The sequence below is a fragment of the Oerskovia paurometabola genome (genome assembly GCF_016907365.1).
In the GTDB taxonomy this organism is placed as follows: domain Bacteria; phylum Actinomycetota; class Actinomycetes; order Actinomycetales; family Cellulomonadaceae; genus Oerskovia; species Oerskovia paurometabola.
This window is the reverse complement of sequence record NZ_JAFBBV010000001.1, coordinates 494,640-506,362: the sequence shown is the minus strand read 5'-3', so window position 1 is coordinate 506,362 and position 11,723 is coordinate 494,640. Positions and strand designations below refer to the sequence as shown.

The 11,723-nt window shown below is 72.5% G+C and carries 11 protein-coding genes; 7 read left to right on the top strand and 4 right to left on the bottom strand.

Annotated features, from left to right (window positions below; all coding sequences use genetic code 11):
• Positions 1 to 26: 26 nt before the first annotated feature.
• Positions 27 to 350, bottom strand: a complete 324-nt coding sequence (locus JOD48_RS02280) for a rhodanese-like domain-containing protein (protein ID WP_191789862.1) — start codon at positions 348 to 350, stop codon at positions 27 to 29.
• A 73-nt stretch (positions 351 to 423) separates the two neighbouring features.
• Here JOD48_RS02280 and pgm point away from each other — a divergent pair, with 73 nt between their 5' ends.
• Positions 424 to 2,106, top strand: a complete 1,683-nt coding sequence (gene pgm / locus JOD48_RS02275) for a phosphoglucomutase (alpha-D-glucose-1,6-bisphosphate-dependent) (RefSeq protein ID WP_204807126.1) — start codon at positions 424 to 426, stop codon at positions 2,104 to 2,106.
• 85 nt (positions 2,107 to 2,191) lie between these two features.
• Here the strand turns inward: pgm and JOD48_RS19375 are convergent, their stop codons facing one another.
• Positions 2,192 to 2,491, bottom strand: coding sequence for a GNAT family N-acetyltransferase (locus JOD48_RS19375; RefSeq protein ID WP_191789864.1), 300 nt, complete (start codon positions 2,489 to 2,491; stop codon positions 2,192 to 2,194).
• 144 nt (positions 2,492 to 2,635) lie between these two features.
• On the opposite strand from JOD48_RS19375, the gene JOD48_RS02265 reads away from it, so the two are divergent.
• The 6 genes from JOD48_RS02265 (at position 2,636) to JOD48_RS02240 (ending at position 10,038) form a co-directional block, all read left to right on the top strand.
• Complete coding sequence (locus JOD48_RS02265; protein WP_307823923.1) at positions 2,636 to 3,919, top strand: MFS transporter; 1,284 nt, start codon at positions 2,636 to 2,638, stop codon at positions 3,917 to 3,919.
• A 210-nt stretch (positions 3,920 to 4,129) separates the two neighbouring features.
• Positions 4,130 to 5,917, top strand: a complete 1,788-nt coding sequence (locus JOD48_RS02260; RefSeq protein ID WP_204807124.1) for a pyruvate dehydrogenase — start codon at positions 4,130 to 4,132, stop codon at positions 5,915 to 5,917.
• Positions 5,918 to 6,032: 115 nt separating this feature from the next.
• Positions 6,033 to 7,169 (top strand): phosphotransferase family protein, encoded by a 1,137-nt coding sequence (locus JOD48_RS02255; protein WP_204807122.1) that lies wholly within the window; start codon positions 6,033 to 6,035, stop codon positions 7,167 to 7,169.
• 175 nt (positions 7,170 to 7,344) lie between these two features.
• The gene (locus JOD48_RS02250) at positions 7,345 to 7,839 is read left to right on the top strand and encodes an NfeD C-terminal domain-containing protein (protein WP_307823922.1); all 495 of its coding nucleotides are present in this window, start codon (positions 7,345 to 7,347) and stop codon (positions 7,837 to 7,839) included.
• A gap of 70 nt (positions 7,840 to 7,909) precedes the next feature.
• The gene (locus tag JOD48_RS02245; protein WP_191789868.1) at positions 7,910 to 9,391 is read left to right on the top strand and encodes a flotillin family protein; all 1,482 of its coding nucleotides are present in this window, start codon (positions 7,910 to 7,912) and stop codon (positions 9,389 to 9,391) included.
• A gap of 95 nt (positions 9,392 to 9,486) precedes the next feature.
• Positions 9,487 to 10,038: a DivIVA domain-containing protein gene (locus JOD48_RS02240; RefSeq protein ID WP_204807119.1), complete on the top strand. Its 552-nt coding sequence runs from the start codon at positions 9,487 to 9,489 to the stop codon at positions 10,036 to 10,038.
• Between the two features lie 12 nt (positions 10,039 to 10,050).
• Here JOD48_RS02240 and JOD48_RS02235 read toward each other — a convergent pair whose 3' ends face one another.
• Both JOD48_RS02235 and JOD48_RS02230 read right to left on the bottom strand, forming a co-directional pair.
• A complete protein-coding gene (locus JOD48_RS02235; protein WP_307823921.1) occupies positions 10,051 to 10,713 on the bottom strand; it encodes a class I SAM-dependent methyltransferase in 663 nt (220 codons plus the stop codon).
• Between the two features lie 104 nt (positions 10,714 to 10,817).
• On the bottom strand, positions 10,818 to 11,627 hold the full coding sequence (locus JOD48_RS02230) for a GAP family protein (protein WP_204807115.1): 810 nt from the start codon (positions 11,625 to 11,627) through the stop codon (positions 10,818 to 10,820).
• Between the last annotated feature and the right edge of the window lie 96 nt (positions 11,628 to 11,723).

Genomic DNA, 11,723 nt, shown 5'->3' with positions numbered 1-11,723 from the left:
TGGCGGGTCGTCCCGCGACCGAGCAACTACGCCTCGACCGGGAACCCGCGCTGCGACCAGGCGACCATGCCGCCGTCGAGGTTGGTCGCGTCGAAGTCGCCCTGGTTGAGCCAGGCCGCGGCGCGCGCCGACCGCCCACCCGAGTGGCAGATCACGAGGATCGGGACGTCGGGGTCGAGCTCGCCCCAGCGGACGGGGAGCTCACCGAGGGGGATGTGGACGGCGTCGGGCGCGTGGCCCGCGTCCCACTCGTCCTGCTCGCGCACGTCGAGGAGCACGACGCCCTCGGGCACGGGGTGCTCGGCGTCGAGCTCGGACACGTCGGTCGTGGGTACCTGAGGCGGGAACATGGTGACCAGCCTACGTTTCTGACGAGACGTCGTCGGGCGGCGCTCTCACCCCCACCAGTGGCAGGATCGGTCCATGGACCCACGCGCCGGTACGCCCGCCCAGCCCCAGGACCTCATCGACGTGGACGCCGTGGTCGGCGCCTACTACGACCTGACCCCCGACGTCGACGATCCCGCGCAGAAGGTGGTGTTCGGGACGTCGGGCCACCGCGGGTCGAGCCTGGACCACGCGTTCAACGAGGCGCACATCGTCGCGATCACCGCGGCCATCGTGGAGTACCGCCGTTCGCAGGGCACCGACGGCCCGCTGTTCATCGGCCGCGACACGCACGCCCTGTCGCTGCCCGCCTGGCAGACCGCGCTCGAGGTGCTCGCGGCGGCAGGCGTCCAGACCTACGTCGACGCGCGCGACTCGTACACGCCGACCCCGGCGGTGTCCCAGTCGATCCTGCTGCACAACGGTGCGGCCACCGAGGAGGGCGTCCGCACGAGCGGCCCGGAGCTCGCGGACGGCATCGTCGTGACGCCGTCGCACAACCCGCCGCGCGACGGCGGCTTCAAGTACAACCCGCCGCACGGCGGCCCGGCGGACTCGGAGGCGACGGGCTGGATCGCGGACCGCGCGAACGAGATCCTGCGCTCGGGCGTCGGGCAGGTCCGGCGCGTCCCGCTCGAGCGCGCCCTGACCGCGGACACCACGCACCGGCACGACTTCCTGACGGCGTACGTCGACGACCTGGCCTCGGTCCTGGACCTCGACGCGATCCGCAGCGCGGGCGTCTCGATCGGCGCCGACCCCCTCGGTGGGGCGTCGGTCGAGTACTGGGGCGAGATCGGTGAGCGCTACGGGCTGGACCTGACGGTCGTGAACCCGCAGGTGGACCCGCGCTGGGCGTTCATGACGCTCGACTGGGACGGCAAGATCCGCATGGACTGCTCGTCGCCGTACGCCATGGCCTCGCTCGTGCAGAAGATGACGGACCCGGACGCGACCTCGACGTTCGACGTCGCGACGGGCAACGACGCCGACTCGGACCGCCACGGGATCGTGACCCCGGACGCGGGCCTCATGAACCCCAACCACTACCTCGCGGTCGCGATCGACTACCTGTACGGCGGGGCCCGCCCGGGGTGGCGCCAGGACGCGGCGATCGGCAAGACGCTCGTCTCCTCGTCGCTCATCGACCGGGTGGGCGGTGGGCTGGGTCGCCGCGTCGAGGAGGTGCCGGTGGGCTTCAAGTGGTTCGTCCCGGGCCTGCTCGACGGCTCGGTCGGGTTCGGCGGCGAGGAGTCCGCGGGCGCGTCGTTCCTGCGCAAGAACGGCGGGGTGTGGACCACGGACAAGGACGGCCTGCTCCTCGCGCTGCTCGCCTCGGAGATCCTCGCGACCACGGGGAAGACCCCGTCGCAGCACCACGCCCGGCTCGTCGAGCAGTACGGCGAGTCCTGGTACGCCCGCGTCGACGCCCCGGCCTCGCTCGAGGAGAAGTCGGCGCTCGCGAAGCTCAGCCCGGAGCAGGTCACGTCGACGACGCTCGCGGGCGAGGAGATCACCGCGAAGCTCACGACGGCGCCGGGCAACGGTGCGGCGATCGGCGGCCTCAAGGTCACCACGGAGAACGCGTGGTTCGCGGCGCGCCCCTCGGGCACGGAGAACGTGTACAAGATCTACGCCGAGTCGTTCGTCTCGGCCGAGCACCTGACGCAGGTGCAGGACGAGGCCAAGCAGGTCGTCTCGGACGCGCTGGGCGGCTGACGCCCCCCGGTGAGGGGCCCGACGGCGGCGCGTGCCGTCGTCGGGCACCTCGCCTGTGCGGCCGGGACGGGTGGGCGAGGTGCCCTCAGCGCGCTACCAGGTCCTGGTACTCCTCGTGGAGCTGCACGAACGCCCGGATGAACGGGCACAGGGGCACGACCTTCTGCCCCGAGGCCCGTACCTGGTCGAGCGCCCCGCGCGCGAGCGTCGACCCGACGCCGTGCCCCGCGAAGGCGTCGTCGACCTCGGTGTGGGTGAACACGACCTGGCCGGGTTGTCGCACGTACGCGGCGAAGCCCGCCACCTCGCCCTCCGGGGTGCGTGCCTCGAAGCGCTCCTCGGCCGGGTTGTCGACGACCGCGATCTCCTGCGTCTGCTCGCTCACCCGTTCATCATGCGGGCCGGGATCAGTTCGCGCGCGCCCGGTGGAACGGTGACACTCGGTACGTGCCGGTGTCCGACCGGCGAAGGGTGGGCCGTGCGCCGGACGGGCGCCGTCGACCGGGGCGACAGATGGGAGAATGGGACGGTGGTACAAGACCCCCCTCGCGCAGCGGCAGACGACTCCCGCAACCCCTACCGTGTCGTCCTCAGCAAGCCGGGGGCGCTGAACTTCTCGGCCGCCGCCGTCGTGGCGAGGCTCCCGATGTCCATGGTCGGCATCGGCATCGTCCTGATGATCCAGGGCATCTACGGCTCCTACGCCCTGGCCGGACGCGTGTCCGCGGCCTACGTGATCGCGCAGGCCATCGCCTCGCCGCAGATCGCGCGCTACGTCGACCGCGTCGGCCAGGCCAAGGTCATGCGCCCGCTGCTCGTCGTGAGCACCCTCGGGCTCGTGGGCCTGATCCTGTCCGCGGTCAACCAGGCCCCCGAGATCTGGCTCTACGTGAGCGCCGTCGTCGCGGGCGCGAGCATCGGCTCGTACGGCTCGATGGTCCGCGCGCGCTGGAGCCACGCCGTCAAGGACCCACGGCAGCTCCACACCGCCTACTCCCTGGAGTCCGCGCTCGACGAGCTCGTGTTCGTCGTCGGCCCGGTCCTCGCGACGCTGCTCGCGACCGAGGTCACCGACTCCGCAGGCATCATCGTCCCCGCGGTCGCGGCCGTCGTGGGCGGCGTGTGGTTCCTGTCGCAGCGCCGCACCGAACCGCCCGTGATCCCGGTCGTCCCGGGCGTCAAGCACGGTTCGGCGATGCGATCGCCCGGCATGATCGTGCTCGCCGTGGTCTTCGTCGCGATGGGCTTCATCTTCGGCGCGACCGACGTCTCGACCATCGCGTTCGCCGAGGAGCAGGGGTCCAAGTCGGCGTCGGGCCTCATCCTGGCGGTCTTCGCGATGGGCTCGCTCATCTCGGGCCTGGCCTACGGCGCACGCCACTGGGTCTCGCCGCTGTGGAAGCGGTTCGCGATCGGCATGGTCGCGCTCGCCCTGGGCGTCTCGCTGTTCTTCGTGGTCACGTCGCTGCCCATGCTGGCCGTCGTCATGTTCGTCACGGGCTTCACGATCGCCCCGACCCTCATCAACGGCAACGCGCTGGTGCAGAACCTCGTGACGCCGCACCAGCTCACCGAGGGGCTCGCGTGGGTCGGCACGTCGCTGGGCGTGGGCGTGTCGTTCGGGGCGTCGATCGCGGGCTCGCGCATCGACGCCGCGGGCGCGCACGCGGGGTTCCAGGTCGTCATGATCGCCGCGGGCCTCGCGGTGGTCGCGGTCCTCGCGTCGCTGCGGGTCCTGCGCCGGGGGGCGCCGCGCCCTGACACGACCGACACGTCCGGCCCGTCGGAGGCTCTCGCACCCGACGAGGCGTAGCCCGCGCCCCTGACCCGCACGACGTCGAGCGTGCGGTGCGGGCCGTCCCGAGGCGCTGCGGACCGCCCGAGCTGCACACTCGGCACGCCCGCACTGTGACGCGGACCTGACACCCGGACGTGACGAGGGGAACGGCCCCTGCGGCTGCGTCCCGCACGCTTCCGGCGCACGATGGAGAGGTCCCCAACCCTTTCGTGCGGAGGTTTCCTCATGGCTCTCGGACTCGGCCGGCCCCAGGACAAGCGCAACAGGACGGTCGCCGACCTGCTCGTCGCGCAGCTCATCGAAGCGGGGGTCGAACGCATCTACGGGATCGTGGGCGACAGCCTCAACCCTGTGGTCGACGCGGTCCGGCGCAGCCAGAAGGGGAAGGGCAAGGGCATCGAGTGGGTGCACGTGCGCCACGAGGAGGCCGCCGCGTTCGCCGCCGCGGCCGAGGCGGAGGTCACCGGGAAGCTCGCGGTGTGCGCGGGCTCGTGCGGGCCCGGCAACCTGCACCTCATCAACGGTCTGTACGACGCCAACCGTTCCAAGGTGCCCGTCCTCGCGATCGCGAGCCACATCCCGAGCGCGCAGATCGGGACGAGCTTCTTCCAGGAGACGCACCCCGACCGGCTGTTCACCGAGTGCTCGGTGTACTCCGAGATGATCTCGTCGGCCACGCAGGCGCCGCGCGTCATCAACTCCGCGATCCACCACGCGTACGGCGCCCCGGGCGTCGCGGTCCTGACGATCCCGGGTGACGTCGCGGACCTCGACGCGGCGGCCGAGGTCATCGACGTCGCCGTCCACCCCGCGAAGCCCCGGATCGTCCCGGACCCCGACGCGCTCCGGACCCTGGCCGACGCGATCAACAAGGCCAAGAAGGTCACGATCTTCGCGGGCGTGGGGACCCGCGGGGCGCACGACGACGTGATCGCGCTCGCCGACAAGATCGCGGCTCCCATCGGCCACTCGCTGCGCGGCAAGGAGTGGATCCAGTACGACAACCCGTTCGACGTCGGGATGAGCGGCCTGCTCGGTTACGGCGCCGCGCACGACGCCATGCAGGAGGCCGACCTCCTGGTCCTGCTGGGCACCGACTTCCCGTACGACCAGTTCCTGCCGGCCTCCGTGCGGACCGCGCAGGTCGACATCGACCCCACGCACCTGGGCCGTCGGACCCGGCTCGACGTCGCCGTGGTCGGCGACGTCGGCGAGACCGTACGGCTCCTGCTGCCGCTCGTGAACCCGGCCAAGAACCGCTCGTTCCTCGACGGCATGGTCGCCAAGCACGAGAAGTCCATGACGGGCGTGGTCGGGGCGTACACCAAGGACGTCGAGAAGCACTCGCCCATCCACCCCGAGTACGTCGCGGACGTCCTGGACCAGGAGGCCTCCGACGACGCGGTGTTCACCGTGGACACGGGCATGTGCAACGTGTGGGCCGCCCGGTACATCAGCCCCAACGGCAAGCGGCGCGTCATCGGTTCGTTCCTGCACGGGTCCATGGCCAACGCGGTGCCGCACGCGATCGGCGTCGCCGCCGCGCAGCCCGACCGCCAGGTCGTCGCCATGGCGGGCGACGGCGGGCTGTCGATGCTGCTGGGCGAGCTCATCACGATCAAGGCCTACGAGCTGCCCGTGAAGATCGTCCTGTTCGACAACGCGAGCCTGGGCATGGTGCGCCTCGAGATGCTCGTCGACGGGCTCCCCATGTTCGGCACCGAGTCGCCGCACGTCGACTACGCCGCGGTCGCGAACGCGATCGGCATCCCGTCGGTGCGGGTCGAGCGCGCCAAGGACGTGCGCGGTGCGTTGCGCGGCGCCCTCTCGCGCCCGGGGCCCGCGCTGGTCGACGTCGTGACCGACCCGCGCGCACTGTCCCTGCCCCCGACCATCACGGCCGGGCAGGTGCGCGGCTTCGCGGTCGCGATGAGCAAGGAGGTCCTGGGCGGCGGCATGGGCGAGGTCGTGTCGATGGCACGGGCGAACCTGCGCAACGTGCCGCGGCCGTAGGTCCGGTCCGAGGGCCGGCCCGGCTCCGGCCGCGGCCCCGGCCCCGGCCCCGGGTCGCTCGCCCCGGTGCCCAGCCCCCTTCCGCCGAGCGCCTCGAATCGATACGATCGCCAGCGTGCTCACCAAGATGACGGTCACCGACGACCAGCTCTCCCGCATCGTGTCCCCGCTCGGCGAGATCGCCGACGCCGCCCCCCTGGACGGCGGCCTGTTCGCCTCCACGTTCCGGGTCGACCTCACGGACGGTCGGCGCCTCGTCGTGAAGATCACGAGCGCCGACACCTCCCGCCTCCTGCGCTACGAGCACGGGATCCTCGGCACCGAGGAGGACGTCTACCGGCGCGTCGCGGACCGCCCCGACCTCCTCATGCCGCGCGTCGTCCACAGCGACTTCAGCCGCACCGCGCTCGACGGCGACGCCCTGGTCGTCACGTTCCTCGACGGCGACGTGTGGAACGCCCTGCCCCCGCTCGACGACGCCGCGACGGAGCGTGTGCGACACGACCTCGGCGCGTTCATGGCCCGCCTGCACACCGTCACGGGCGACGCGTTCGGCTACCCCGCCCCCGCGTCCGGGATGAGCGCCCCGACGTGGCCCGAGGCGTTCGGTCTCATGGTCGACGCTCTCCTCGCGGACGCCGAGACCTGGGAGGTGGACCTCCCTGCCGAGGCTCTGCGGGCCGTGGTCGCGCGCCACCACGACGCCCTCGCCGAGGTCACGGTGCCGCGCCTCGTCCACGCCGACCTGTGGCCGGGCAACCTCTTCCTCGCGTCCGGGCCCCTCGACGTGGCGGACGCCACGGCGGACCCGGCGGACCCCGCCGACGGGCACTCCCCGCTGCGGCTGAGCGGCGTGATCGACACCGAGCGCTGCCTGTGGGCCGACCCGCTGTACGAGCTCGCTGGCGCCGACCAGCTCGGCCTGGGTCCCGTGCCGCCCGCGATCGCCGAGGGCTACCGCTCGGCGGGCGGCCTGCTTCCCGTCGAGGAGCCGTGGTCCACGTCTCCCACACCGGGTGAAATCCCGCCCGACGACGGCGCTCCCCTCGAGCGCGACGCCGTCGGGCGGGTGCGCCCCGGGGCGAGCACGCTCGGGGCCGGTGACGTGCGCCTGCTGCTGTACCGGGCGTACATCAGCGCGGTGCTCGTGACCGAGGTCGTCCCGCGCGACTACCAGGGCGAATGGGTCCAGGGGTACCGGGACACGGCCGCGGCGAACCTCGACGTGCTGCTGGACCAGCTCTCACGCTGACCCCTGAGCGCCGCGTCAGGACCGCGTGACCCCGAGGCCACGCTGGTCCTGGCACGAGCGCTCCCGACGGGGAGGAGTACCCATCTCGTCCCGGGGCAGGGTTGAGTCACGCTAGAGTTCGGGCAAGTTCACGATCACGTCAAGTGTTCGGGCGGCCAGAGCTCGGCGGCGCGACGTGAGCGACCCTGGGGGGTATGCGGTGATCACGTTCGTCGTCGTCGGCATCGTCGGGCTCGCGCTCGTCCTGGTCTCGATGATCCTCGGGGAGTTCATCGAGCTCGGTGACGGCGCCGTCTCCGGGACCTCGCTGGGCGTCGGGGCGATCGTGTTCGGCGCGACCGGGGCGATCGTCGTCTCGAACGACCTGCCGGTCGTCCTCGCGTACGTGGGCTCCGTGGCCCTCGCGGCTCTCGCGATCCTCCTCGTGGCCGTGCTCACGGCCAAGCTCCGCGCGTCCGACGACGCGGTCCCCGTCTCGCTCGTCGGCGTCCAGGGCACCGCGACGAGCGACATCTCGCCCGCGACCGGTGAGGTCTCGCTCGACGCCGCGCACGAGCTCGAACGACGCCTCGCCTGGGCCGACGAGCCGATCCCCTCGGGCGCTCGCGTCGTCGTCCTCGAGCAGTCCGGCACGCGCGTGCGCGTCCGGCGGTACTTCCCCAACGACTGACCTCTCCCACCGCACGACCCGCTCGCACGACCCGCCACCGAAAGGAGTCGCGCCGCAGGCGCGTACCGACATGCTCGAAGATCCCAACCTCGTCGGCATCATCGCCACGATCGCCCTGGTCATCGCGTTCTTCGCGATCATCACCTTCATCGCCAAGCGCATCCGCCGCGTCCCCCCGAACGAGGCCCTGATCATCGTCGGGCGCGGTGCGGGCCGCAAGGAGGCCGCCGGCACGGGCCAGCGCGTCGTCACGGGCGGTCGTACGTTCGTGTGGCCCATCCTCCAGCAGGGCTTCTCCATCTCGCTCGAGCAGCGCCAGATCGGCATCACGGTCGAGGGCGTGGACAAGAACCGCATCAAGATCGCGATCAAGGCCTCGATCAACTTCAAGGTCCGTGGTGACGAGGAGGGCGTGCGCCGTGCGGCCCAGCGCTTCCTGTCCCAGCAGGGCACGCTGACCGAGATCATCAAGGAGTCCCTCGAGGGCTCGCTGCGCTCGATCGTGGGCGACATGACGATCGAGCAGATCATCTCCGACCGCAAGGGCCTCTCGGACCGCGTCGTCGAGTCCACCAAGACGGACCTCTCGGAGCAGGGCCTGCAGGTCGACCTGCTCAACATCTCGGACATCTCGACGCCCGGCTCCGACTACCTCGCGAACCTCGGTCGCGCCGAGGCCGCTCGCGCCCGCCAGGTCGCCGAGGTCTCCGAGGCCGAGGCGCAGCGCGCGTCGGAGTTCGCCGCGATCGACGCCGCCGAGCAGATCGCCGAGCGCCAGAAGGCCCTCGACCTCAAGCGCGCGATCATCAAGGCCGAGACCGACAAGGCCAACGCCGAGGCCGAGGCCGCAGGTCAGCTCGCCCGGGCCGAGCAGGAGCGCCTGGTCGCGGTCGAGGAGCGCGAGGCCCTCGCCGAGCAGGCCCGCGTGACGCAGGAGCGCCTCGACATCGAGATCCGCAAGCCCGCCGAGGCCGCCGCCTACGCCGAGGTCCAGCGCGCCAACGCCCAGCGCGACTCGTCGAACGCCGCGACCGAGGCCGACGCCTACAAGCGCACCACGATCGCCGAGGCCAACAAGACCGCCGCGATCCAGGACGCCGAGGCGTCCGCCGAGGCCGTCCGCCGCGCCGGTGAGGCCGAGCGTGACCGCCAGGTCGCCCTGGCCGTCGGTATCAAGGCCGAGGGTGAGGCGCGGGCGTTCGCGGTCGAGGCCGAGGGGCGCGCTGAGGCCGTCGCCACGGACGCCAAGGCCGAGGCGCTCAAGAAGTACGGCGAGGCGGCCCTGGTCCAGGAGCTCATCGAGCGCCTCCCGGAGATCGTCCGCGCCGCGGCCGAGCCCATCGGCAAGATCCAGGGCATGACGGTCATCTCGACCGACGGCGCGAGCGCGGTCACCAAGAACGTCGCCTCGGTCCTGGGCGAGGGGCAGCAGGTCATCAAGCAGCTCACGGGCGTCGACATCAACCAGCTCATCGCCGGGCTCGCCGGCGGTCACCTGAGCGGCCAGTCGGCCTCGAACGGGTCGGCCGGTTCGCCCGCGTCGTCCAACTGATCCGTCCCTGACGCCCGCCGTGCCGCCGCGGTGGACCCGTTCGGGGTCCACCGCGGCGGCGACCTCGCCCCACCTCACCCCTCGGAGCAGCCCCCATGCTGACCGCCCAGCAGGTCCTGGACACGACGTTCACCGCGACGAAGTTCCGCGAGGGCTACGACGTCGAGCAGGTCGACATCTACCTCGACGACGTCAGCGCGACGCTCAAGGCGTACGAGGCGGGCGGCCGCCCCGGCACGGGGCTGCTGACCTCGGCCACGGCCGGGGAGGTGCGGTTCGCGGCCACGAAGTGGCGGGAGGGCTACGACGTCACCGAGGTCGACGACCTCATCGACGCGATCGTCGGCACGCTCCGGTCCTACGAGTCCCGCACCGTCCCGACGGCGCCCCCGGCCGTCCCGCACCCGGGCGGGGCGGCGAGCGACGCCGTCGGGCAGCAGGACGCCACCGCACCGGACCCGGCCGCCGCTGCCGACGCCCGGCCCCTCGGCATCCACGACCTGACCACCCGGCTCCAGTACGCGCGCGTCCGCGCGAACGGCAGCGACCGGCTCGTCGTGCTGCTCCCCGACGGCTCGAGCGCCCACGTGACCGCGCTCGACGCGGGCCCGCAGGGGATCACGCTCCGCACCGCGCCCGAGGCGTAGCCCGGTCCGGGACTACGGGCGCCGCACCCGCAGCACCGTGTCGCGGATGGTGGCCGGACGCCCCTCGGCGTCGAGCATCTCGCGCGTGGGCGCCTCGTCGGTCTCGACCGTCCAGCCGTCGAGGTCGAGCTCGGCCAGGAGGTCGTCGCCCGTGTAGAAGTAGTGCTCGTCGAACTCGCGGCGCACCGTCTCGTGGTCCTCGGGGTGGTGCCCGACGACGAGCAGCCGCCCACCCGGTGCCACGGCCCGTGCGAGGCGCGGGAAGACCTGGCGGCGCAGGTCGGCCGGCAGGTGCATGAAGTGGGCCGTCACGAGGTCGAACCGCTCGTCCCCCGGCTCCCACTCGACGAGGTCCGCCTGGCGCCACTCGATGCGGTCGGCGACCTCGGCGCTCACCGCGGCCGCGTGCGCCGCGGCCTTCGCGAGAGCCACGGGCGACACGTCGAGCCCGACCACGCGCCATCCCTGTCGTGCGAGCCACACCGCGTCAGCCCCCTCGCCCGCCCCCACCTCGAGCGCGCTGCCCGCGGGCAGGCCCGCGACCTCGCGCACGAGCTGCGGGTTCGGGTTGCCGCTCCACACCGACGTCGCGGAACCGTAGCGCTCGTCCCAGAACGCCTGGTCGTGGTGGTGCTGCTGGTGGCCGTGCTCGTGGTTCTGGTGGTCGTGTGCCACGCGGGCTCCTCGGGTCGGGGCGGGCCGCAGGGGTCGGCCGTCTTCCCCGACCATGGGGCCTGGCTCGGCCCTCGCGCAAGCGTCGTTGCCGTTCCGGCAAACGCCTACCCCATCCAGCCGAGCCACACCACGGCGTCCCGCGCGAGCAGGAAACCGACGATCCCCACGACCCACGCCGTGGTCGACGCCGCGTTCCTCGTCATCCACGCGTTGAGCCGCTCGAGCAGCGGCCCCACCTGGCGGGCTGCGAGGACCCGGCCCGCCAGGAGCACCAGCGCGGGCAGCACCATGACGACGCAGTACGCCGCCAGGACGACCGCCGTCGCAGGCCACCCCAGGTCTGCGCGCGTCATCATCCCGATCGCCGCGAGGTACGGCAGCATCGACGCGAGCTCGATCGCCGCGGCCGCGAGCGCCAGCCCCACGAGGGCCGTCACGGAACCGGTGCGCGGTGCGGTCGCCACACCCGGGTGTGCATCGGGTGCGGGGCGCGCTACGCCGTCGGGCAGGGGCGTGCTGCCCGACGGCGCCGCTCCCGTCTCGTCCGACGCCCCCATCGCGCGGGCCCGCCACCGCAGCACGCGGCCCTGACCGTTCGACGCCCCCTTGGACCGCCGGTCGAGGCGGAAGCTGTACGCGACGAGCGTGACTCCCACGAGGAGCTCGACGATCCGGGCGGGCCGCGTCTCGAAGAGCTCGCCGAACCCGTCGGCCAAGGCCCCCGCGCCGAGCGCGATGACGACCCCGACCACGAGGTAGAACCCGACGATCGTGCCGAGGTAGACGAGCAGGCGCGCGACGCGGACCCGGCCCGGGGTCATGAGCAGCCAGACGGGGATGAGCAGCGTCCCGAAGCTCGTCGAGTCGACGAGCGCCAGGACGACGAGCGCGCCGAGGAGGGGCAGGAGTTCCATGCCGCAAGGCTCGTGCAGGGCAGGGGGCGGCGGCGTCGGGCGGACGAGTGATCCTCGGGCCGGCGTCCGCCGCGCCGTACATCGTTCGGGCGATCC